This is a genomic window from Novosphingobium sp. BL-S-19 (genome assembly GCF_055521675.1).
Map to the genome: position 1 here is coordinate 1,321,696 of NZ_CM145498.1, position 23,109 is coordinate 1,344,804.

20 protein-coding genes and 1 tRNA gene are annotated in these 23,109 nt (G+C 64.3%); 10 read left to right on the forward strand and 11 right to left on the reverse strand.

Annotated features, from left to right (window positions below; translation table 11 throughout):
* Positions 1-24: 24 nt before the first annotated feature.
* A complete protein-coding gene (locus ACZ1JV_RS14530) occupies positions 25-756 on the reverse strand; it encodes an SDR family NAD(P)-dependent oxidoreductase (protein ID WP_465152106.1) in 732 nt (243 codons plus the stop codon).
* Complete coding sequence (purF, locus tag ACZ1JV_RS14535) at positions 753-2,201, reverse strand: amidophosphoribosyltransferase (RefSeq protein ID WP_465152107.1); 1,449 nt, start codon at positions 2,199-2,201, stop codon at positions 753-755. Before purF ends, ACZ1JV_RS14530 begins: the two co-directional genes overlap by 4 nt.
* A 362-nt stretch (positions 2,202-2,563) precedes the next feature.
* Here purF and ACZ1JV_RS14540 point away from each other — a divergent pair, with 362 nt between their 5' ends.
* The 4 genes from ACZ1JV_RS14540 (at position 2,564) to ACZ1JV_RS14555 (ending at position 5,423) form a co-directional block, all read left to right on the forward strand.
* Positions 2,564-3,805 carry a lipoprotein-releasing ABC transporter permease subunit gene (locus ACZ1JV_RS14540; RefSeq protein ID WP_465152108.1) on the forward strand — a complete coding sequence of 414 codons (1,242 nt, stop codon included), beginning with the start codon at positions 2,564-2,566 and terminating at the stop codon, positions 3,803-3,805.
* Positions 3,798-4,472, forward strand: coding sequence for an ABC transporter ATP-binding protein (locus ACZ1JV_RS14545; RefSeq protein ID WP_465152109.1), 675 nt, complete (start codon positions 3,798-3,800; stop codon positions 4,470-4,472). Before ACZ1JV_RS14540 ends, ACZ1JV_RS14545 begins: the two co-directional genes overlap by 8 nt.
* A gap of 178 nt (positions 4,473-4,650) precedes the next feature.
* Positions 4,651-4,935: a hypothetical protein gene (locus ACZ1JV_RS14550; protein WP_465152110.1), complete on the forward strand. Its 285-nt coding sequence runs from the start codon at positions 4,651-4,653 to the stop codon at positions 4,933-4,935.
* Entirely contained in the window at positions 4,932-5,423 is a 492-nt protein-coding gene (locus tag ACZ1JV_RS14555) for a glutathione peroxidase (protein WP_465137822.1), read from the forward strand. The genes ACZ1JV_RS14550 and ACZ1JV_RS14555 overlap by 4 nt, the downstream gene beginning before the upstream one ends.
* 62 nt (positions 5,424-5,485) lie before the next feature.
* On the opposite strand, the gene ACZ1JV_RS14560 is transcribed toward ACZ1JV_RS14555, so the two are convergent.
* Complete coding sequence (locus ACZ1JV_RS14560) at positions 5,486-6,157, reverse strand: RcnB family protein (protein ID WP_465152111.1); 672 nt, start codon at positions 6,155-6,157, stop codon at positions 5,486-5,488.
* Between the two features lie 342 nt (positions 6,158-6,499).
* Here ACZ1JV_RS14560 and dnaE point away from each other — a divergent pair, with 342 nt between their 5' ends.
* Both dnaE and ACZ1JV_RS14570 read left to right on the forward strand, forming a co-directional pair.
* The gene (gene dnaE / locus ACZ1JV_RS14565) at positions 6,500-10,102 is read left to right on the forward strand and encodes a DNA polymerase III subunit alpha (RefSeq protein ID WP_465152112.1); all 3,603 of its coding nucleotides are present in this window, start codon (positions 6,500-6,502) and stop codon (positions 10,100-10,102) included.
* A gap of 246 nt (positions 10,103-10,348) precedes the next feature.
* The gene (locus tag ACZ1JV_RS14570; RefSeq protein WP_465152113.1) at positions 10,349-11,947 is read left to right on the forward strand and encodes a long-chain fatty acid--CoA ligase; all 1,599 of its coding nucleotides are present in this window, start codon (positions 10,349-10,351) and stop codon (positions 11,945-11,947) included.
* Between the two features lie 10 nt (positions 11,948-11,957).
* On the opposite strand, the gene ACZ1JV_RS14575 is transcribed toward ACZ1JV_RS14570, so the two are convergent.
* The 3 genes from ACZ1JV_RS14575 to ACZ1JV_RS14585 form a co-directional block, all read right to left on the reverse strand.
* On the reverse strand, positions 11,958-12,236 hold the full coding sequence (locus tag ACZ1JV_RS14575; RefSeq protein WP_465152114.1) for a hypothetical protein: 279 nt from the start codon (positions 12,234-12,236) through the stop codon (positions 11,958-11,960).
* 60 nt (positions 12,237-12,296) lie between these two features.
* Positions 12,297-13,109, reverse strand: coding sequence for an enoyl-CoA hydratase/isomerase family protein (locus ACZ1JV_RS14580; protein ID WP_465152115.1), 813 nt, complete (start codon positions 13,107-13,109; stop codon positions 12,297-12,299).
* Between the two features lie 81 nt (positions 13,110-13,190).
* Positions 13,191-14,261, reverse strand: coding sequence for a PA0069 family radical SAM protein (locus ACZ1JV_RS14585; RefSeq protein WP_465152116.1), 1,071 nt, complete (start codon positions 14,259-14,261; stop codon positions 13,191-13,193).
* A 103-nt stretch (positions 14,262-14,364) separates the two neighbouring features.
* On the opposite strand from ACZ1JV_RS14585, the gene ACZ1JV_RS14590 reads away from it, so the two are divergent.
* The 3 genes from ACZ1JV_RS14590 (at position 14,365) to ACZ1JV_RS14600 (ending at position 17,039) form a co-directional block, all read left to right on the forward strand.
* Positions 14,365-14,985, forward strand: coding sequence for a TetR/AcrR family transcriptional regulator (locus ACZ1JV_RS14590; RefSeq protein ID WP_465152117.1), 621 nt, complete (start codon positions 14,365-14,367; stop codon positions 14,983-14,985).
* A 173-nt stretch (positions 14,986-15,158) separates the two neighbouring features.
* A complete protein-coding gene (locus tag ACZ1JV_RS14595; protein ID WP_395327191.1) occupies positions 15,159-16,004 on the forward strand; it encodes a TauD/TfdA dioxygenase family protein in 846 nt (281 codons plus the stop codon).
* Positions 16,005-16,181: 177 nt separating this feature from the next.
* Complete coding sequence (locus ACZ1JV_RS14600) at positions 16,182-17,039, forward strand: TauD/TfdA dioxygenase family protein (RefSeq protein WP_465137830.1); 858 nt, start codon at positions 16,182-16,184, stop codon at positions 17,037-17,039.
* Between the two features lie 323 nt (positions 17,040-17,362).
* Here the strand turns inward: ACZ1JV_RS14600 and ACZ1JV_RS14605 are convergent, their stop codons facing one another.
* The 4 genes from ACZ1JV_RS14605 to cpdR form a co-directional block, all read right to left on the reverse strand.
* A complete protein-coding gene (locus tag ACZ1JV_RS14605) occupies positions 17,363-18,586 on the reverse strand; it encodes an NADP-dependent isocitrate dehydrogenase (protein ID WP_465152118.1) in 1,224 nt (407 codons plus the stop codon).
* A gap of 163 nt (positions 18,587-18,749) precedes the next feature.
* On the reverse strand, positions 18,750-20,024 hold the full coding sequence (locus ACZ1JV_RS14610) for a DUF3422 family protein (protein WP_465152119.1): 1,275 nt from the start codon (positions 20,022-20,024) through the stop codon (positions 18,750-18,752).
* A 163-nt stretch (positions 20,025-20,187) separates the two neighbouring features.
* Positions 20,188-20,262: transfer RNA gene (locus ACZ1JV_RS14615), tRNA-Val, on the reverse strand.
* 147 nt (positions 20,263-20,409) lie between these two features.
* Positions 20,410-20,784 (reverse strand): cell cycle two-component system response regulator CpdR, encoded by a 375-nt coding sequence (gene cpdR / locus ACZ1JV_RS14620; protein ID WP_465137833.1) that lies wholly within the window; start codon positions 20,782-20,784, stop codon positions 20,410-20,412.
* 154 nt (positions 20,785-20,938) lie between these two features.
* Between cpdR and ACZ1JV_RS14625 the strand changes: the two genes are divergently transcribed.
* Positions 20,939-21,877, forward strand: a complete 939-nt coding sequence (locus tag ACZ1JV_RS14625) for an N-formylglutamate amidohydrolase (RefSeq protein ID WP_465152575.1) — start codon at positions 20,939-20,941, stop codon at positions 21,875-21,877.
* 370 nt (positions 21,878-22,247) lie between these two features.
* Here ACZ1JV_RS14625 and ACZ1JV_RS14630 read toward each other — a convergent pair whose 3' ends face one another.
* Positions 22,248-23,018 (reverse strand): SapC family protein, encoded by a 771-nt coding sequence (locus ACZ1JV_RS14630; RefSeq protein ID WP_465137835.1) that lies wholly within the window; start codon positions 23,016-23,018, stop codon positions 22,248-22,250.
* Positions 23,019-23,109: the final 91 nt, after the last annotated feature.

The window sequence follows — 23,109 nt, forward strand, 5'->3', positions numbered from 1 at the left end:
TCGCCGAATGCAGTTACCAGCGCGTTACGAAGGCTGGTTAACGGTTTCGCGGTGCCGCGTCTCGAACTGTTCACCCAGCAGCGCCACGATCCGATCGGCCACCACTTCGGGCGGCTTCACCGATGCGGGCGCTTCGCCCGGATAGGCGCGGGCGCGCATGGCGGTGCGGGTGGCGCCGGGATTGACCACGGCCACACGCACTTTCGATGTGTTGCGGGTCTCTTCGGCGTAGCAATCCAGCAGCACGTCGGCAGCGGCCTTGCTGGCGGCATAGGCGCCCCAGAACGCGCGGGGCTTTTCGGCCACCGTACTGGTCATGCCGATCACGCGGGCATCGTCGCTCTTGCGCAGCAGCGGATCGAAATTGGCGATCAGCGCCTGCGTGGCAAGGACGTTGGTGGTCAGCGCCTTGTTGAAGGCACGCTGGTCGATATCGGCCACGCTGGTCAGTTCGGGCAGGATCGCCGCGTTGACGACCATGATGTCCAGCTTGCCCCACCGCTGCGAGACGGCGGTGGCAAGGCGGGCGATGCCGTCCGGCTCCACCAGATCGACCGGCGCGATCGTGGCCGCGCCGCCCGACTGGTAGATCTGTTCCTCGATCGCTTCCAGCGCCTTGGTGTCGCGCCCGGTCAGCAGCACATGCGCGCCGGCTTGCGCCAGCGCGATGGCCGTTGCCGCGCCGATGCCGCGACTCGAACCGGTGACAAGCGCCACCTGCCCGTCGAAGGGCTTCTCCCCCGCCGTATCGCTCACGCTGCGGTCAGCTCGGTCGAAAAGCGGTCGGTGAAATCGGTCAGCTTGGTCGGATATTCGCCCGAGAAGCAGGCGTCGCAGAACTGCGGGCACTTCTTGATGCGCTTTTCCTCGCCAACCGCGCGGTAGAGACCGTCGATCGAAACGAAGGCCAGGCTGTCGGCCTTGATGAAGTCCGCCATGGCCTGGATGTCCATGTTGGCGGCCAGCAGCTTCGAACGCTCGGGCGTGTCGACGCCGTAGAAGCACGAATGCTCGGTCGGCGGGCTGGCGATGCGCATGTGCACTTCGGCAGCGCCGGCATCGCGCATCATCTCGACGATCTTGAGCGAGGTGGTGCCGCGCACGATCGAATCGTCGATCAGGATGATCCGCTTGCCTTCCACGACGGCGCGGTTGGCGTTGTGCTTGCGCTTTACGTCGGCATTGCGGGCCGCGTCACCCGGCTGGATGAAGGTGCGGCCGACATAGTGCGAGCGGATGATGCCCAGTTCGAAGGGAATGCCCGACTGCTGGGCATAGCCGATGGCGGCGGGCACGCCGCTGTCCGGAACGGGGATCACGACGTCGGCAGCGGCGGGCGCTTCCTTGGCCAGTTCCGTGCCGATCTGCTTGCGCACGCCGTAGACCGAGCGACCGTCCATCACCGAGTCGGGACGGCTGAAGTAGACGTGCTCGAAGATGCAGGGGCGCGGTGCCGGATTGCCGAAGGGGCGATGGCTGGAGATCGTGCCCTTGTGGTCCACCTGAACCATTTCGCCCGGCTCGATCGAGCGGATGAATTCGGCGCCGATCACGTCGAACGCCACGGTTTCCGAAGCGAACACGGTGGCGTCGCCGATGCGGCCCATCACGAGGGGACGGATGCCCAGCGGATCGCGGCAGGCGATCATGCCTTCTGCGGTCATGCAGATCAGCGAGTAGGCGCCTTCCACCATGCGCAGCGCATCGACGAAACGGTCGAGCAGGGTGGGATAGCGGCTGGTGGCGACGAGGTGGATGATCACCTCGGTATCGGAGGTCGACTGGAAGATCGAACCCTTCGACACGAGATCGCGCTTCAGCGTCATCGCATTGGAAATGTTGCCGTTGTGGGCGATCGAGAAGCCGCCGTCGGCCAGATCGGCGAACAGCGGCTGCACGTTGCGCAGGCCCGAACCGCCGGTGGTGGCATAGCGGACGTGGCCGGAAGCCATGGTGCCGGGCAGGGTGTCCAGCTCACGCTGGGAGAACACCTGCGCCACATGGCCAAGGCCGCGGTAGGAGTGGAACTCCGATCCGCTGAAGCTGGTGATGCCCACCGCTTCCTGCCCGCGATGCTGCAGGGAGTGAAGCCCGGCGGCGGCGATATTCGCGGCCTCACGAGCGCCGATTACGCCGAAGATGCCGCACTCTTCGCGCAGCTTGTCCCCGTCGGCGTCAAGGAAGGGGTTAGTCAGGTTCATGGGTGTTTTTTCCGGCCCGTTGGCGCGTCAATATCTGGCGCGCATTTGGATCGGATCGGCCCGAATTGCAAGGGGAGAAGCCCTCGGCATGGCGCGGGTCGCGGCAAGGCGCCGGTATGACGGGGTTCTGCGCCGCCTCTGCGCCTGTCAGATGACCGTCTGATTACAGGTCTGATGAGGGGGCGAAAGCATGATCTCCGCCCGAATCGCGGCGGCGGGGGTGGCGCCGGGAACAGTTCAGTGCTTCACGTATTGTTCAGCCACGCAAATTCACCCGTAGATGCCGCTCGCGGTCGTGCTTGCCAGTCTTGTTGCATAGCCTTAATGCCGCCCCATCCAACGATCTCAGACGGACCCGTCGCTTGATCCTGTCCCCTTTCGAATGGACCATTGCAAAGCGCTACATGCTGCCCGGAAAGGGTGAGCGCTTTATCGCATTGGTCGCCGGCATCAGCCTTGTTGCCGTCATGCTCGGCGTCGCCGCGCTGGTTATCGTCATGAGCGTCATGAACGGTTTCCGCGCCGAACTCTTTGACAAGATCGTGGGGCTGAACGGCCATGCGATCATCCAGGCCTATGGCGGGCGGATCGACGACTGGCAGGGCGTCCTCAAGGACGTTCAGAATACACCGGGTGTCGTTCGGGCGTCGCCGCTGATCGAGCAGCCGTTAATGACCACGTTCAACGGCCGTGTTGAAGGCGTGTCGGTGCGGGGGAATACCTCTCAGGATATTGCCCGGCTGCAAAACAAGCTGAAGAGCGGAAACCTTGCCTCGCTGGTGCCGGGAAGCAGCACGGTTGCGATCGGCTCAGAACTGGCGAAAAACCTTGGCGCTCAGGTCGGAGACTCGATCACGCTGATCAACCCGCTTGGCCGTTCGACGCCGTTCGGCACCGTGCCGCGTCAGGTAGCCTACAAGGTGGGCGCGATCTTCGAGATCGGCGTCTACGACTATGACAATATGTTCGTCATCATGCCGATGCAGGATGCGCAGACGCTGCTGTTGACCGGCGATACCATCGGCATGATCGAGGTTACGACGACCGATCCCGATCGCGTGGGGACGATCCTTGCCCCCGTCCAGCGCAAGCTGGCCGGCCGCGCCGTCGTCACCGACTGGAAGACCATCAACGCCTCCCTGTTCGAGGCGCTGGCGGTGGAGCGCGTGGCGATGTTCGTGGTGCTCTCCATCATCGTGCTGGTGGCGGTGTTCAACATCCTGTCCTCGCTGATCATGCTGGTGCGCGCCAAGACGCGCGACATCGCGATCCTGCGCACGATGGGCGCCACGCGGCGCTCGCTGCTGAAGGTTTTCGTGACCACCGGCTTCTGCATCGGGGCATTGGGTACGGTGGCCGGCGTGGTGATCGGCTTCATCTTCCTCTATTTCCGCCAGCCCATCGTTCATGCGGTGGAGATCGTGACCGGCCAGAACCTTTGGGATCCGTCGATCCGCTTCCTGACCGAGCTGCCCTCCCGCTCCGACCCCGTGGAGATTGCGGTCATCTGCGTGATGTCGCTGATCTTCAGTTTCCTTGCCACGCTCTACCCGGCCTACAAGGCGGCGAGCACCGATCCCGTGCAGGTGCTGCGCTATGAGTGATCCCGTCGTTCGCCTGAAGGCGCTCACACGCAGCTTCGAACAGGGCGGCGTCACTATCGATGTGCTGCGCGGCGTTGATCTGGACGTGCAGCCCGGAGAGATCGTGGCGCTGCTGGGCCCCTCGGGCTCGGGCAAGTCCACCATGCTGCAGGCCATCGGCTTGCTGGAAGGCGGTTTCGGCGGCGTGATCGAGATTGCCGGAATCGATGCCTCGAAGCTGGGCAAGGACCGCCGCGCGGCGGTGCGGCGCGATCACATCGGCTTCGTCTATCAGTTCCATCACCTGCTGCCCGATTTCAACGCGATCGAGAACGTGGTGCTGCCGCAGCTCATTACCGGCAAGCCGCGCGGTGAGTGTGAGGATCGGGCGAAGGAACTTCTCGGCGCGCTGGGCCTTGGCCAGCGCCTCGAACACCGGCCCAGCAAGCTTTCGGGCGGCGAACAGCAGCGCGTGGCGGTCGCCCGCGCGCTGGCGAACCGGCCGCGTCTGGTGCTGGCGGACGAGCCCACCGGCAACCTGGATGAGGCGACGGCGGACAAGGTCTTTGCCCAGTTCCTCGAACTCGTGCGCGGGCAGGGCAGTGCCGCGCTGGTCGCCACGCATAACGAGCGGCTGGCGGCGGCGATGGACCGGGTGGTGCGCCTTCACGAAGGCGTGCTGACCTGAGTCAAATGGGCCTGAGCCAAACGGGCCCGAGCCAAACGAGATCGCCCGGAGGGTATTGCCGCGTCAGGGACATTACCCTTGTGGGTATCCTGCAAGCGAAAGCGGAACTCGCGTTGAATTCGGCTATTTCGCATACCAGATACGATTAGAATACAAGCGCACAGAAGGATCGCAGAATATGAGCGACATTCCGTCCACCATCCGGGCTGAAAGCGCCGGACCGGACCGGTTTCACTGGGAAGACTCGGCAGAGCTTCACAAGTGCGCGGACGGCGGCGGCCTGTTTCACAACCTCAAGGTCATCCGCCGTGGCAGCGTGGGCGATCTGATCCGCTTTGTCATGTCGTTGCCGGAAAACGAGCAGGACGATTACGCGATCCAGAAGGACGGCGATCGCACCTTCCGCATCGGCGAAATCCGCGCCTTGTCCCGTCGCGACGACTTTCCCAGCAAGAGCGCGTGAGCAGCGATCCCCGCACCATCGCCGACTTCACGGCGAGCCTGCCCAATGGCGAGAAGATCAGTCTCGCCGACCGGGCGGGCAAGGTGTTGCTTGTCGTCAATACCGCCAGCAAGTGCGGGTTCACGCCGCAGTACAAGGGGCTGGAGGATCTCTGGCGCCAGCATGGCGCGCAGGGTTTCGAGGTGATCGCCTTCCCCTGCAACCAGTTCGGCGGTCAGGAACCTGGCGAAGCCGACGAGATCGCCAGCTTCTGCGAGGTGAACTTCGGCCTCTCCTTCCCGCTGATGGGCAAGGTGGAGGTCAATGGCGACAATGCGCCGCCGCTCTGGCAGTGGCTGAAGGCGGAAGCGCCGGGTGTGCTGGGCAGCAAGTCGATCAAATGGAACTTCACCAAGTTCCTGATCGGCCGCGATGGCAAGGTGGTGCGCCGCTATGCGCCTACCGACAAGCCCGAAGCGATTGAAAAGGATATCGCCGCGCTGCTCTGAGCGCGCTGCGGAGCCGGACAGGAAAGGGGCGCTGCCACGATGGCAGCGCCCCTTTCGTTTGCTCAATAGAAGGCGCCGTAGATCACATCGACGACCGCGCGGTTGTAGCGATTGACCAGCAGCAGGTCGGGGCCATAGCGCACCCAGTAGTAACCGGCCGGCGGCGGCCCGACGCCGATCATGGCGTAATCCTGGAACAGGTAGGCCGACGACAGGAAAATCGCAGGCAGGATCATGCTCGTCCGCCAACGGCGATAGGAATAGCCGTGCGGATAGCGGAACGGCGGAGCGTGCATCGGCCGGAACGTCGGCGGGCGGCCCATGCCCGGACGGTGCGGCTGGTTGACCACGGGTGGGCGGTTGTTGTTCGGCGGCCGATAGTTGTTGCCGCCGCCGCTTGGCGGGCGTGTTGCGTTGCCGCCTCCACTTGGGGGCCGCGTTGCATTGCCACCACCACTGGGCGGCCGGGTGGCGTTGCCGCCGCCGCTTGGCGGACGTGTCGCGTTACCGCCTCCGCTTGGCGGCCGCGTGGCATTGCCGCCACCGCTGGGCGGCCGGGTGACGTTACCGCCGCCGCTTGGGGGCCGCGTCGCATTGCCGCCACCGCCGCTCGGCGGCCGCGCGCCTTGCGATTGGCCCGGCGGCTTCTGCTGCGCCATGGCGGCGAACTCGTCGGGCAACAGGCCATCGGGCGCAAGCAAGAGGGGGATCAGCGCAAGATAGGCGTACTTCATTCAAAGCTCTCCAGTACGGCCACGAAAATGGACGAAAGGCGAAAGCGCGAAATGCGCGCCGCCGGGAACATGAATGGGACTTGCGGGAACCGTGGCCGATCTTCCGGAAATGGGGGGCGGCAATTCAGGCAAGCCGGACTCGATGAAGCTTGAAAGCGGACGATGCTCTTGTTTTAGGTGGCTTTCAAGGCCTTCTAGGGGGCGTCTATGTCGCTTTACCGCCCACTGGCCGCTCTCGGTCGGAGTGTCCGGTTTATCGCTATCCCCCGGCTTATCCCCAGCCCTCGGCCTGATCGCGCGGGGGTCTTGATCGCGCGGGGGGGCAACGCCTAAATTCCCTCGATGGCCCATGCTCCCTTTGTCCCGCTGCGCATCTTTTCGAGTTTCACGATGCTGGACGGGGCAATCGATCCCAAGGCCGCGGCCAAGCTGGCGAAGGAGCGCAAGTTTCCCGCCGCCGCGATCTGCGACCGCAATGGCCTCTATGGTGCCCCCACTTACGCGCAGGCCTGCAAGGGCGCGGGCGTGCAGCCGATCGTCGGCACGTTCCTGGCCATCGGCCGCCCCGGCGCCGTTGCGCAGGGGCAGGACCGCGCCATCGACTGGCTGGCCCTGTTCGCGCAGAACGAGGCGGGCTGGCTCAACTTGTGCGATCTTGTCAGCCGCGCGCACCTTGACCGGCCGCTGGAACTGGACGCCCATGTCGAACTGGACAGCCTGCGCGGCCATACCGATGGCCTGATCTGCCTGACCGGCGGCGGGGAGGGCGCGCTTGCCCGTCTCTACGCGGCGGGCAAGGTGGAGGCGGCGGAAAGCTATTGCGACACGCTGCAATCGCTGTTCGGCGACCGGCTCTATATCGAGATCACCCGCACCGGTGAGGATGTGGAGGAGGAGAGCGAGGAAGACCTGATCGCGCTCGCCTACGAACGCGATATCCCGCTGGTCGGCACCAACCCCGCGCAATATGCCGAGGCGAAGTTCCACCCCGCGCATGACGCGATGCTCTGCATCGCCAACTCCACGCAAGTCGATGCGCCGGAACGTCCGCGCTCCTCATCCGAACGCTGGGTGAAACCGGTCGAAATGATGCAGGAGCTGTTCGCGGACCTGCCAGAGGCGCTGGCCAACACGCTCGTCGTCGCGCAGCGCTGCGCCTACATGCCGCCGCGCCGCAAGCCGCTGCTGCCCAGCCTTGCGGGTGACCTTGAGGGCGAGGCGCGGATGCTGGCGGACAATTCGCGCGCCGGCCTCGCCCGACGCCTTGCGCCTTATTGGCCTGAAGTCACCGAGGACGAACTCGACGCCGCCATGGCCCTTCAGGGCGAGGAGCGCGAGGCTGCCTACAAGGAACTGGCCGAACGCGGCGTGACCGAGGATTTCCTCGACTATGCCAAGCGCCTCGATTTCGAGGTGCAGATCATCGTCGGTATGGGCTTCCCCGGCTACTTCCTAATCGTTGCCGACTTCATCAAGTGGGCGAAGGACAACGATATTCCGGTGGGGCCGGGCCGTGGTTCGGGCGCAGGATCGCTGGTGGCCTGGGCGCTGACCGTTACCGACCTCGACCCGCTCAAGCTGGGCCTGCTGTTCGAGCGCTTCCTGAATCCCGAACGCGTCTCGATGCCGGACTTCGATATCGACTTCTGCGAAACCCGTCGCGGCGAGGTGATCCGCTACGTCCAGCGCAAGTATGGGCACGATCACGTCGCCCAGATCATCACCTTCGGTAAGATGAAGGCCCGCGCGGTGCTGCGCGACTGCGGACGTATTCTCCAGATGGGCTACGGCCGCGTCGACGGCCTCTGCAAGATGGTGCCCAACCATCCGACCGACCCCTGGACGCTGACCGAGGCACTGCACGGCCGCAAGAAGCACGGCGTCACGTCCGATCCGCCGGTGGCCGAATTCCGCCGCGAATACGATGTAGACCATGAGGTGAAGCGCCTTGTGGACCTGGCCGTGCAGCTGGAAGGCCTGCCGCGCAACTCGTCCACCCACGCCGCCGGCGTGGTGATCGGCGACCGTCCGCTGGCGCAGCTGGTGCCGCTCTACCGCGATCCGCGTTCGGACATGCCGGTGACGCAGTTCGATATGAAGTCGGTGGAAGACACCGGCCTCGTCAAGTTCGACTTCCTTGGCCTGAAGACGCTGTCGGTGCTGAAGAAGGCCTGCGACCTGCTGGAACGGCGCGGCATCACGATCAACCTTTCGACCCTGGCATGGGACGATGCGGCGGTATACGAACTGCTGAAGCGCGGCGATACGGTCGGCGTGTTCCAGCTGGAATCGGAAGGCATGCGCCGCACGCTGGCGGCGGTGAAGCCGACCAATTTCGGCGACATCATCGCGCTCGTCTCGCTCTACCGTCCAGGTCCGATGGACAACATTCCGCTGTTCGGCAGGCGCAAGAACGGGCTGGAGTCGATCGAATATCCGCACGACAAGCTCTCGGGCATCCTGAGCGAGACGTACGGCATCTTCGTCTATCAGGAACAGGTCATGCAGGCCGCGCAGATCCTGGCGGGCTACTCGCTGGGTGACGCTGACCTTCTGCGCCGCGCGATGGGCAAGAAAGTCCAGGCGGAAATGGACAAGCAGCGCCAGCGCTTCGTCGATGGCTGCAAGGAAGTGTCGAACATCGATGCGGCCAAGGCCAACGAGCTGTTCGACTTGATCGACAAGTTCGCCGGCTACGGCTTCAACAAGTCGCACGCCGCCGCTTACGCACTGCTCGCCTACCATACCGCGTGGTTCAAGGCGCATTACCCGCACGAATTCTACGCCGCATCGATGTGCTTCGATATGCACCAGTCGGAAAAGCTGGCAATCTTCGTGGACGATGCGCGACGCAACGGCATCGAACTGGCTCCGCCGGACATCAACATGTCCGAAGCCGAGTTCTGTGTGGAGGAAACGCCGGACAGCCACGCCGTGCGCTATGCCCTGGCGGGCATCCGCAACGTCGGTGAAAAGGCGATGGAAGCGCTGGTTGCCGAGCGTGAGGCGAACGGCAAGTTCGAAAGCCTGGATGACGTGTTCCGCCGCGCCCCGGCCGGATCGATGAACCGCCGCCAGCTGGAAAGCCTTGCCGCGGCGGGCGGATTCGATGGGCTGGAGCCTAACCGCGCCAAAGTCCTCGCCAACGCGGACACGTTGCTGGCCGAGGCCGATCGTTCCTCGCGTGAGCGCAATTCGGATCAGAACAGCCTGTTCGGCGGCGACGATCACGTGGAGCAGGGCCTGCGCCTGTTCGATGCCGAGCCGTGGAGCCGCGCCGACCAGATGGCCAAGGAGCGCGAGAATTTCGGCTTCTACTTCGCAGCGCATCCGGTGGAGCAGTACCGCGCGGTGGCATCAGCCAACGGTGCGCGTACGTTCTCCAGCCTGATGGCGGGCGGCAGCGGCGGCGGGCGCGCGGGCGCGGTCATGGCGGCGATGGTGGAGAACGTGCAGAAGCGAAAGACCAAGCGCGGCAAGGACTTCGTGATGGTCGACTACTCCGATTCGTCGGGCAACTTCTCGGCATGCTGCTTCGAGGAGAGCATGGTCGAAAGCTTCGTGAAGTGGGGCAAGGAAGGCGCCTGCGTGCTGCTCAATGTCGAACTCGACAGCCCCAACGCCGATGAGCCGCCGCGCGTCACCGTGCGCGGTGCGCGCCCTCTGGCCGAAGTGAAGGCGGACGCGCGCATGTTCCTGACGCTCGACATCCACCGGGTGGAGGCGGTGCAGGAACTGGCGCTGCTGATGCGCCCCGGTCCGGCCGGTTCGGGCGAGGTGATGGCCACGCTTCATCTTGGCGGCGGGCAGACGCAGAAAGTGCGACTTGGCCGCGACTTCGCGCTGGACGGTGAATTTGCCGAGCAACTGCAGAGTGTGGAAGGGTTGTCCAACGTTTCGCTGATCGCGCGGCGGGGGCCGGAAGGACTGCGCCGGGCGGCTTGAGTTTGAAAAATGCCCATGCGGGCATTTTTCGAGCGGCACCGGCCCGCTCCCCCACCCGACCTCCCACGAGAGTGTCCTGATGGGAGGCCGGGTGGGGGAGCAGGCCGGTGCCGCGAAATTCCAAACAGGTCCCAAAAATCCCAAATTGAAACAACAGTGTCGGGACTTTGCGACGGGCCGTGGAACGAGTGTCTTGCCTCACCGGCATGAGACCTCATAAAATCGGCGGCATAGCGGGAGAAGGCTATGCCGGGGGACATGCAGGACTGGGACCTGCGCGTATCGGGTCTGATCGATCATGCCGCGCGGGAGCACGGCAATCGCGAAATCGTCACGCGGTGGGCGGATGGCTCCGTCACGCGCACGAATTGGGCCGGGATCCGCCATGATGCGTTGAAGCTGGTGCAGGCGCTGCGCCGGATCGACATCTACCCCGGCGAACGGGTCGCCACTCTGGCCATGAACCACGGCCGCCATCTCGCCGCGTGGTTCGGGATCACCGGCGCGGGCTGCGTGCTCCACACCGTCAATCCGCGCCTGTTCGACGATCAACTGGCCTGGATCGTCAACCATGCCGAAGACCGCGTGCTGTTCTACGATGCCGCCTTCCGGCCGATGGTCGAGAAGCTGCTGCCGCTCTGCCCGAAGCTGGAACATGCGATCTGCTTCGATTCGGCCGAATGGGGCATGGATTTCGCAGGCTGGATCGCCTGCGAGGATGGCGAGGCGCACTGGACGACCGGCTGCGAACGGTCGCCCTGCATGTTGTGCTACACCAGCGGCACCACCGGGCAGCCGAAGGGCGTGGTCTATACGCACCGTTCGCAAGTGCTGCACACGCTGGCGATGATCGCACCCTCCGCGCTCGATCTGTCTCCGCGATCCGTGGTGCTGCCGATCGTGCCGATGTTTCATGCCAACAACTGGGGCCTGCCCTGGGCCTCTGCCGCAACCGGGGCGAAAATGGTCTGGAGCCAGAACAACGATGCCGAGGCGCTGTGCGCGCTGATGCGAGAGGAGGGTGTCACGCACGTGGCCGGCGTGCCCACCGTGTGGTTCTCCATGTTCGAACATCTTGAGCGGACGGGGGGGGAGATGCCGCCGATCCGGCAGGCGCTGTCCGGCGGTGCATCCGTGCCGGCCAGCGTGGTCGAGCGGTTGATGCGCGCCGGCGTGCGGGTGGTGCAGGCCTGGGGGATGACCGAGACTTCGCCCATCGCCACGGTCACCTATGAGCCGGCAGATTGGGATGGAATGACCTTCGAGCAGCAGGTGGCGGTGAAGTCCAGCCAGGGCCGGCCGCTCTACGGTGCCGAGGTCCGCGTGACGGCGCTGGACGATCCTACGCGGGAGCTTTCCCATGATGGCACGTCATCGGGCGCCTTGCAGGTGCGAGGGCCCTGGACCGTGCAGCGCTATTTCCGCGCGGAAGACGACGTGGTCGACAACGATCAGTGGTTCGGCACCGGCGATGTCGCGACGATCGCGCCGGACGGCACGCTGCATCTGACTGACCGGACCAAGGACCTGATCAAGTCCGGCGGGGAATGGATCAGCTCGGTGGAATTGGAAAACGCCGCCGTGGGCCATCCCGATGTGCTGGAGGCGGCTGCGATCGGCATTCCGCATCCGAAGTGGGACGAGCGGCCGTTGCTGGCAGTGATACGGAGACCTGGCGTTACGCTCGCCGCGTCAGAATTGCAGGCTTATCTCGCCAGCAAAGTGGCACGATGGTGGCTGCCCGATGCCATCGAATTTGTCGAGGAACTGCCACATACCGGCAGCGGTAAGTTGGACAAGAAGGCGCTCCGGCGCCTCTATGCAGATTACACGCTGCCGGCTTAGGGTTTTGTCCTTAATCCTTGTGGTTAAGGTTGTTCGCGGCATCCTGCGCCGCGTCGCCCACCTTGTTCGCGGCGTCGCCGACATCCTGCGCGGCATTGGCCACGGCGTTGTCGCGGGCGTTCTGGCTCTCCGTCTGGCGGCTGAAGAGATAGATGCCGCCCACCACCGCAACCAGCAGCACGAGCGCCATGACGATCCCCGTGCCGCCCGATGAGCGTTCGCGGATGATGGTGGTGTTATGGACCGGCGCTTCGGATGCGCGCTCGGTCTCTACGATCCGTTCCTCCATTTGGGGCTCCTGTCCTGTCCCTTTCGATGGAGGAGAGAACACCTGAGCCTGCGTCCGGTTTCAGCGATCCCGGTATTCGGGCGCGCGGCGGGCGCGGAAGGCGGAGACACCCTCGGCGAAGTCCTCGCTCATCAGCATCATCACTTGCTGCCGGTCTTCCAGCGCCATCGCGTCGGAAAGCGATCGCGCGTCGAGGTTGCGGTTGATCGCATCCTTGGTGAGCCGAAGGCCCATCGGCGCATTGGCCAGCATCTCGTCCGCGACGGCCATCGCCCGGTCCAGCAAGTCTTCACGCGGGGCGATCAGGCCCAGCAGCCCGTGGCGCAGCGCGGTCTCCGCCTCCATGAAGCGCCCGGTCAGCATGTATTCGGCCGCCACAGAGGCGCCGACCATACGCGGCAGGAAATAGCTGCACCCCAGATCGCAGCCGCCAAGACCCACCTTGATATAGGCCGCATTCATCCGCAGGTCCGGCGTGCCATAGCGAATGTCGCAGGCCAGCAGCAGGGAGAAGCCGGCCCCGCAGGCCGCGCCGTGGCCAAGTCCGATGATCGGTTGCGGGCAGGCGCGCATCAGTTCCAGCAACCCGGCGATCGAGCGCTGGAGATGCCAGCAATGCTGTAAGGCGCCGCGGGAACGGTCGTTGTCCCAACTGGCCAGATCGAGCCCGGCGCTGAAATGGCGGCCATCGGCGCGCAATACGACCACGCGCACGTCTTGCCGGTCGGGCAGGGCAGCGAAGTATTCGCGCAGCGCGAACGTCATGCCTTCGTCGAACGTGTTGAGCACGTCGGCGCGGTTCAGAGTGACAATTTCCACGCTCCCGCGCGTTTCGATGGCGATGGGCTCCGTGGTGATGGCGGTATCGGACATCGGCGCTTCTCCCTTGCTTCAGGGCAAGACCTAGGCGGGCGGGCCGGGCGCCGACACGACCGCAGGGGAAAGTGCTTTTGTCTAGAACAGAGCGAGTTGCCCGTCGCGGCTGGGCGGCCGGAATTGCGAGCAGTCGAGCGAGAGCTGCGGCTTGCCGAAGCCGAGGCGGCGCATCGCAATGGCAAAGCGCTGCCGGAACACTTGCGCCCACACGCCGTCCGGCCGCATGCGGGAGAAGAACTGCGGATCGTTGTCGCGCCCTTCGCGCATCGACTGGATCGTGGCCATGACTTTGCCCGCGCGATCCGGAAAATGCGTGTTCAACCACTCGCGGAACAGCGGGGCGACTTCGTGGGGCAGGCGCACGATGATCCACGAGGCGCTGCGAATCCCACGCTCGGCCGCCGCTTCCAGGATGCCTTCGATATAGGTGTCGGTGATTGCCGGGATTACCGGCGCCACCGATACATGCGTGGGCACGCCGGCCTCTGCCAGCTTGCCCAGTGCAGCAAGGCGCTTCGCCGGCGCGGCGGCGCGCGGTTCCAACAGGCGCGAGAGGGCCGGGTCCATGCTCGTTACCGATACCGCGACATGGGTCAGGTTGTGCCGCGCCAGTTCAGACAGGATATCCAGATCGCGCACCACCCGGTCCGACTTGGTGGTGATCGTCACCGGATGGCGCACCTCCAGGCAGAGTTCCAGCACTTGCCGCGTAATCCGGTAGCGCGCCTCGATCGGCTGGTAGGGATCGGTATTGGTGCCCATGGCGATGGGGGCAGGGCGATAGCCGGGTTTGGCCAGCGTTTCGCGCAAGAGTTGGACAGCCTGCGGCTTCACGAACAGCTTCGTTTCGAAATCGAGGCCGGGGGAAAGGTCGTGATAGGCATGGGTGGGCCGGGCGAAGCAATAGATGCAGCCGTGTTCGCAGCCGTTGTAAGCATTGATCGAGCGGTCGAACGGCACGTCGGGGGACTTGTTGAAGGACAGGATCGTGCGCGGCGTCAGTTCGGTGACCGTGGTGCGTAGCGGCGGTGGCTCCCCATCAATGTCGACCGACGCGTCCAGCCAATCTCCATCCGCCTCCCGCTGGGGAAGGTTGAAGCGCGTGCTGGCCTGTCCGGAGACGGCGCCTCTGCCCTTGTGGACTCGCATTCCAACATTGTGAACATAACAAGAACAAAAAGCAAGTGGGTCGGGCTTGGTTGATCTTGCGTGTCAGCCGCCCTAGGCCATGGCGATCTTCAGAGGAGTTCAGATGGCAGGGGGGCAGCAGAAGTCGGAGGTGCCGCAGAAATCGGTGGCGCGCAGGATCGGGGCCGAAACCTCGGCTACGCGGGCGCGGATCGTGGAAGCGGCGGTCGACCTGATCCGGGACGAAGGCTACGCCGCTGCCAGCACCCGCCGCGTGGCCGCACGCGCTGGGCTGAAGCCGTCGCTGGTGCACTATTACTTCCCCACCACCGATGACCTGCTGCTCGAAGTCTGCCGCCAGGGTGCTGCGGACAGCGACGGCATGATCGAGGATGCATTGGCCAGCCCGGACCCGGTGCGTGCGCTCTGGGGCTTTTTCGTCGATACCAGTCGCACCGCGATGTCGCTGGAATTCATGGCGCTGGCCAACCACCGCCCCGCCGTGCGCGAGAAGATGGCGGAGCACAGCGTAGCCATGCGGGCGCGCCAGGTGGAAATCATCGAACATCTGTTCGGCGACCGGTTGAAAGCGGTGGAGGGCTTCGATCCGGCAGGCCTTGCGGTGATGCTGGCAGGGATCGGCCGCTGTATCGTGATGGAGGAAGGGCTGGGCGTCACTGCCGGCCACGCGCAGGCGCGGGCGACCGTGGAATCGTGGTTGAGCCGGCTTGAGGCCAAGCCCTGACACTGGGCCCTGACACCAAATCCTGAGCTTCTGGAAACGAAATAGCACAAACGCGCGTCGGCGATTGATTGCAGCGGCAATCCACGTCTGTTTGAACAGGCGTTCAGGGCATGATATTACTCTCCTGAACCGCCGCCCCGCGCGGCGCGTGAAGCAATTGGAGAGTTTGCACGATGTCGGTCGCCACCAAGACCCAGCTGAAGGCAGAGGCGCTCAAGCCGAAGATCGGCAGCCGCGTCCTCAATACCAGGGAAGAACTGCTTTCGGGCGAGATCGCGGCGGAAATCCGCGACCTGCTGGAAGCGCGCGGCGTGCTGGTGTTCCCGCAAGTGAACTTCAGCGACGAAGAGCAGATCGCCTTCACCAAGACGCTGGGCACGTTCGCGCCGGAGCGCAAGGGCGGTGAGGAAGTGATCTCGAAGATCACGCTCGACGCCAAGGAAAACCCGATGAGCGCCGAGTACTTGAAGGGCTCGCTCTATTGGCACATCGACGGCACCCGCAACGACGTGCCGATTCTCGCCTCGCTGCTTTCGTGCCGCGTGCCCAGCCCGCGCGGCACCGGCAACACCGGTTTCGCCAATACTTACGCTGCGTTCGAGGATCTGCCCGCCGACAAGCAGGCCGAATACGAACAGTACCGCGTGGTGCATGGCCCCTGGGCCAGCCTGTTCTATTACGAGCCGGAACCCAGCCTGGCCAAGCTGCAGGGCTATGCCCAGATCGGCGAGCAGGAGCTGCCGCTGGTGTGGAAGCACAAGTCCGGCCGCAAGAGCCTGGTGATCGGTTGCACGTCCGCGCAGGTGGTCGGCAAGTCGGCGCTGGAAAGCGCGATGATCATTCACGGTCTGCGCGAATGGGCGACGGGTGAAGAGTTCACCTACAGCCACGAATGGGAAGTCGGCGATCTGGTCATGTGGGACAACACCGGCACCATGCACCGTGCCGAGGCCTATGACCCGACTTGCGGCCGCATGATGCACCGTACCAAGCTCGAAGGCGAAGAGCCTTTCGAATAAGGCTGGGATCAAGGCGCTGGGGGGCGCCTCCAGTCATCCTTTGCGGCCCGCCGGACTCAGGTCCGGCGGGCTTCTTATTGCGTTCGGGAGGGGATGCCGTCGTTCTTGACGCTACTTGCGCGCGTGCTGTACGAATGTTCAGCAATGAGCGCCACAGAGCGTCTGGGAGAGTATTCGATGGCAACGACTTCGATTCCATCCACCCACTGGAGCGTTTCCGATGCCGCGCCCGCGATCGGCGCGGTGATCCGGGCGGACAAGGAGACGCTTCTGTCCGGCGCCCGCGCGGCGGAAATCCGCGATCTGCTGGAAGCGCGCGGCGTGCTGGTCTTTCAGGATGCGCACTTCACCGATGAAGAGCAGATCGCCTTCACCAAGACGCTGGGTACTTTCGCGCATGAAGTGCATGAGCAGGCGGGCAAAGACGGTGACAACGTCTATCCGATCACGCTGGACACGCGGATCAATCCCAATGCCGATTACCTGAAGGGCGCGTTCTTCTGGCATATCGACGGCACCATGTCGCAAGTGCCGATCCGCGCCTCGATCCTGTCAAGCCGCAAGCTTTCCGAAGAGGGCGGGGACACCGAGTTCTGCAATACTTACGCCGCTTACGATGCGCTTTCCGATGAGGACAAGGCCGCGATCGAGGGGCTGCAAGTGGTCCACTCGCTCTGGCGCTCGCAACTCTATCACCAGCCAGAGCCCAGCTACGAGCTGCTGATGGGCTGGAAGTCGCGCGGGGAGAACACGCTGCCGCTGGTCTGGACCCACGAATCGGGCCGCAAGTCGCTGGTGCTGGGCAATACCGCGCAGCAGGTGGTCGGCATGGACTGGGCCAAGAGCGAGGAACTGCTGGTGCGCCTGCGCGACTGGGCGACGCAGCCGCGCTTCGTCTATCGCCACAAGTGGTCGCTGGGCGAGACGGTGATCTGGGACAACACCGGCACCATGCACCGCGCCACTTGGTATCCGGCCAACAGCGGTCGCCTGATGCACCGCACCAAGCTGGAGGGCGAGGAAGCCTTCGCCTGATGGCGTGTTGATGGGGTGGAGCGGCGTAAGGCCATCCAATAGCGCCCTAGCTCCAACAACTCCGTCATCCCCGCGAAGGCGGGGATCCCGCTTTTTCTTTAGAGCACGCGGAGACGCGGAGACGCAGAGGGCTCAGTTCCCGCGCGCGCCCTCTGCGTAAAACATAAAAAAAGCGGGGCCCCCGCCTTCGCGGGGGCGACGAGTTCGGGTTGCTGAAGCCGCGCGCGCCTCGATCTACCGGGACCGACCTCGGGCCAAAGAAAAACCCCCCGCCTTGCGGCGGAGGGTCTTCCTTGAACTAAAGTCCAGTCAGGCGAAAAGGCTCAGCCCCAAGCCGCCATCTTGGCTTCGAGGTTCTGCACGATCGCCTCGAAGAACTGCTCGGTGGTCATCCAGTTCTGGTCCGGACCGATCAGCAGTGCGAGGTCCTTGGTCATCTTGCCGCTTTCGACGGTTTCGATGCAGACCTGCTCCAGCGTCTCGGCGAACTTCACCACTTCCGGCGTCTCGTCGAACTTGCCGCGATAGGCGATGCCGCGCGTCCAGGCGAAGATTGAGGCGATCGGGTTGGTCGAGGTCGCCTTGCCCTGCTGGTGCTGGCGGTAGTGACGGGTCACGGTGCCGTGGGCGGCTTCTGCTTCGACGGTCTTGCCGTCGGGCGAGAGCAGGACCGAGGTCATCAGGCCCAGCGAGCCGAAGCCCTGTGCAACGGTGTCCGATTGCACGTCGCCATCGTAGTTCTTGCAGGCCCAGACGAACTTGCCCGACCACTTGAGCGCCGAGGCGACCATGTCGTCGATCAGGCGGTGTTCGTAGTGGATGCCGGCAGCCTTGAACTTCTCGGCGAAGCCTTCGTTGTCGAACACTTCCTGGAACAGATCCTTGAAGCGGCCGTCATAGGCCTTGAGGATGGTGTTCTTGGTCGACAGGTAAACCGGCCAGCGGAGGTTGAGGCCGTAGTTGAACGAGGCGCGCGCGAAGTCGCGGATCGATTCGTCCAGGTTGTACATCGCCATGGCGACGCCCGGAGCCGGGAAGTCGAACACGTCGAGGTCGATCTTCTCGCCGTTCTCACCGTCCCACACCAGGCGCAGCTTGCCGGCGCCCGGGATCAGGGTGTCGGTGGCCTTGTACTGGTCGCCGAAAGCGTGACGGCCGACGACGATCGGGTCGGTCCAGCCCGGAACCAGGCGGGGAACGTTCGAGATCACGATCGGCTCACGGAACACGACGCCGCCCAGGATGTTGCGGATCGTGCCGTTGGGCGACTTCCACATCTTCTTGAGGTTGAATTCGGTGACGCGTGCTTCGTCAGGAGTGATCGTCGCGCACTTCACGGCAACGCCATATTCCTTGGTGGCGTTGGCGGCGTCGACGGTGATCTGGTCGCTCGTCTCGTCACGCTTCTCGACCGAGAGGTCGTAGTACTTGAGGTCGACGTCGAGGTAGGGGAGGATCAGTCGTTCACGGATCCATTCCCAGATGATCCGCGTCATTTCATCGCCGTCCATCTCGACGATGGGGTTCTTGACCTTGATTTTCGCCATTCCAGAAAACTCCCCTGGGGATGAGATTTGCCGGTCTCTTAGGCAGCGGCGCGGCGCTTAGCAAGGCAGGTATCGGCCCGGCGACGCGCAATGCGCGGCAGTGCGCTTGCGTGGCACGGCATCGACGGTGGTATCGATTGTGCCGAGGAACCCTTGGCGGGATTTAGTGATCGCTGTGGGCCTTGCGCAGCCGGTGCGTGGTCCAGGCGACGAAGGCGACCACGAAGGGCACGCTGATCCCGGTGGCCAGTTCGTAATCCGGCCAATGCCATGCCGCGTGCGATGCCTTTGCCAGATAGCCGACGAGGCTGACCGAGTAGTAGGAGATCGCCGCGACGGAGAGGCCCTCCACCGTCTGCTGAAGACGTAATTGCATGGCATTTCGCCGGTCGAGCGAGGCGAGCAGGTCGCGATTCTGCGCGGCGATCTCGGTATCGATGCGTGTGCGCAGCAGTTCGGCGGTCCAGGTGACGCGCCCGGCCAGATCGTCGAGCCGCTGCACGAAGCTGGCGCAAGTCTGCACGGCCGGGTGCAGGCGGCGCTGTGTGAAGCCCACCAGCGTCTGCCCGCCGCCCACAGCGCTGACCGCCAGCGATTGCACGCGATCGTCGCAGATCGCGGCATAGGCGGCCGTGGCGCTCATGCGATAGCGGGTGGCGGCGGTGATCTGGGCAAGCCGCGAGCCAAGCCCCCCGATCGCATGGAGCAGTTCCTCGCGAGGGCGCGCCTCCCGGTCGATATCGCCGCTTAGCTGGGCAAGGTCTTCCTCGATCCGGCGCAGTTCCGGGCCATGCTCCTGCGCGGCGGGCAGGCCGAGCAGGGCGAGCTTGCGATAGTTGCCAAGCTCCAGCAGCGATTGGGCGAGCGCGGGAATGCGGCGGGGATCGTCGTCGCGCACGGCCACGAACATGCGTCCGAAGCCGCCGTGAAGGCGAAAGTCGGACCAGATGCGCGCATGGCCGTCATGCACGTCGCAGACGACCAGATCGTCGGCGTGGAACCATTGCTCCCACTGCTGGGGCAGGCGGCCGGGATCGCCGGTGCGGCAGATCGCCAGAAAGCTGGCGCGGATGATCGCGCCCGGCATCCGTCCCAGCCATGGCGCGACGAAGCGGGCGAAGGCTTCCTCATCGAACGGAGCATCGAATGCGCCGGGGATGATGAAGTTGTATGTGGCGAACTCGCTGTGGCGTTCCCAGACGAGCGTCGCGCCGCCCAGATCGATCACGGCATGGCGGGCGCCGCTGGCATTGAGGCGGCCGGCGTCGAAATGAACTGCGGCGGCTTCCAGTTCGGCATCGCAGGCCAGCAGCACCAACTGCATCAGGCGGGCAGGGGCGGAGAACGGCGGCAGCTTGCGGCTGTGCATCTCTGCGGTCAGGCTGGCGCGTTCGGGCCGGCTGCGCCGAGCCATCTCGCTCCGAATCTCGTCGAACATGGCTGCCGCTGCCCCGTGCGATTGGCGTTCCCGTCGATGTTCCGTCTGGGGAGCCGGCGGGCAAGCGCGAAAAGCGGCGGTGCAGTTGCGGCTTACGCCGGGTGGCTGTGCGATGGGCAAAGAAAAACCCCGCGAAATCCGAGGATTTCCGGGGTTTCTCGAATGGTGGGCGTAGCAAGGATTGAACTTGCGACCCCTACGATGTCAACATAGTGCTCTACCACTGAGCTATACGCCCACACCATTCGGTTGGTCCGTTGCGACGCCGTAGTGCCGCTCGGTGGAGTGGCCCTCTAACGGTGACCTCAGGGGTTGGCAACCTGATTCTGCAAAAAAGTTTGCCGCCCGATTTTTCAGGCTGTGGATGACCTGTGGATGAAAGGAATTAAAGCTGCGCGTGCTCGGAAAGGCCGAAGACGCGCTGCACTTCCATCACGATGTCGCGCAAGTGGAAGGGCTTCGACAGCACCTTGGCATGCGGCGCTTCGCGGCTGGCGCGCAGGGTGACGGCGGCGAAGCCGGTGATGAACATGACTTTCGTGGTCGGCGAAACGTCGGCGCAGCGCTGCGCCAGTTCGATGCCGTCCATTTCGGGCATGACGATGTCGGAGAGGAGTAGGTCGAAATGTTCGCTCTCCAACAGGGGTAAGGCGGCGGTGCCGCGATCGACGGCGGTAATGTCGTATCCGGCGTTCTGCAGTGCCCTGGCAAGGTAGGTGCGCATGGCCTGGTCGTCTTCGGCAAGCAGGATGCGGATCATCGGCTTTCTGTCCTGAATCGTTCGCGCGCAGCGCGTCGCGCTGGTTAAGGCCATAGGCATAGCGCTTAACCGGTTAAAATTCTCGTCCGGAAAAAGCGGGTGACCGGTTACGGGACGCTTTGACTTGCGCGGGCCAAAGCGCCAGCCTTCGGGCATGGTATCGGCTTCGGGCGAGAGTGATTCGCAGAAACTGGCGGGCGGCTGGATTCCCGGCGCTCCAGGCATTCCAGCCTTCACGTTCGAGGGGGCAGATCCTTCCGTCTTGCCCGTTCTGATCGCGGTTCCCCATGCGGGCCGCGCCTATCCACGCGCTTTGCTGGACGATTTGCGGCATCCCGATTCGGTCGCGCTGCGGCTGGAGGATCGCTATGTCGACAGGATCGCCCAAGCGGTCGCGCGGGAGACTGGGGCAGGGCTGCTGCTGGCCCATGCGCCGCGCGCGATGATCGATCTCAACCGCGCACCCGATGACATCGATTGGGAAATGTTCGGCCGCTCCGCCCGCCCCGAATCGCCCGGCATGCCAAGCCGGCGCGCGCGAAGCGGGCTGGGGCTGATTCCCCGGCGTCTGCCCGGCGTGGGCGAATTGTGGCGCCGGCGGCATGAGCGCGCCGACCTTGCTGCGCGCATCGACGGTATCCACCAGCCCTATCATGAGGCGCTGGGGAAGCGCCTGATCGATCTGCGTCAGCGGTGGGGGGCAGCGCTGCTGCTCGACCTGCATTCGATGCCTCCGTTACCGGCCCGGCTGGGCGGCGAAGCGCCGCGATTCGTGGTGGGGGACCGTTTCGGCGCCACCTGCCACGGCAGCCTGATTGCTAGCGCCTTTTCCTGGTTTGCCGCCAATGGGCAGGTTGCTGCGCACAATCGACCTTATGCGGGCGGCTATGTGCTGGAACGTCACGCCGGGCCTGCTGGGGGCATTCACGCCATGCAGCTTGAGGTGGACCGCAGCTGTTATCTCGATTCGCACTTGTCGGAGCCGGGCTCCGGCCTGCCGGGGACGATCGAGCTTCTGGTCGGGCTGGTGCGCCGACTGGCCGCGGGTGTCAGCGAACTGGGTGGCAAGGAATGGGCGCAGGCCGCCGAGTGATCGGCTGGTAGCGCAAACGATTCGCGCCGAGCCATGCCTTGGAGCGGGCAGAAGCCGTGCAGAGCTTCCGCCAAAATCCGCTAATTTGCTGAAGACATTAAAAAACCACCTCGCGCGATGCGCGAGGTGGCCAAGGTTCAGGGAGGAGGTGCACGATGTGCACCAACCTGACCGGGCCATGAGGGTAGCGCCGATCAGGCATTGCCAACATAGCAAGCCTTCGGCGACATTCAACCCTTAGAATGAAGCAAGCCGCATCCCGATTGCAAGCTTGCGTCGAAAACCTGATGCAGAATGGGGTGCGACTGTGACAAAAATGTCAAAAATCCCACCCCATCATTGAGTTCGGTGGCCGCGCGCGGCCGAAAGATCAGGCGTTGACCGGGATCTGCGGGCCCTTGCCCTGCGAAACCTGGCGGCCGAAGATTTCGCGAACCAGGTCGAGCGAGAAGAGGTGCGCGTAGATCAGCGGCAGCATGCCGTTCTGGTTCCACTGGCGCAGCACGTCACCGCGCATTTCGCGCAGCTTGGTTTCGTCCACCATCTGGAAGCCGCGATAGGTGAAGGGCTGGCCGGTGCCGATGTCGATGTTCAGCTCGCCTTCCATCAGCAGGTTGTGCTTGGCCAGTTCGGCCATGAAGTTGGCGGTCTTGGTGCCGGCGATCTCGAAGTTCTCGCAGAACTTGAGCATGTTCTTCGTGGCGTCGGTCGGTTCGCCTTCGTTGAACAGCGCTTCGCCTTCTTCCATCTCGCCGACGAGGTCGCTCGACGGGTCGATGCACAGCGACAGCTCTTCGCTGTCCGGGCGCAGGCGGGCCAGCATGAAGGGGTAGCGGCGCGCATAAGCAGGCACATAGACCTGTTCGGTGACCAGGCCTTCGTCGTTCACGAAAACGTTCACGCCTTCGTTCATGCCCATCAGGATCAGCGGCACCGGGTTCTCGCCCGAGGTGAAGATGATCGGGAAGTGGCGCTGGGCCTGCGGAAATTCCTCAACGGTCAGCGGCACCGAATTGACGCCGACCAGCCAGGTGGCCTTGTCGGTCGAACGGGTCTTCCAGCTGGCGTGCTGCTGGGAATTCAGCGGCACGAGGTCCTTGTAGAACAGGGGCAGGGCAGGATTCTGCGGCGCGGTGGCCATTGCGATACTCTCCGCAAGTCTGGGAAATTTCCAAGAGCGTGGCTTTAGAAGGCCAAGGGGGCGCACGCAAGCACGCTCCCGGGCCGAAACG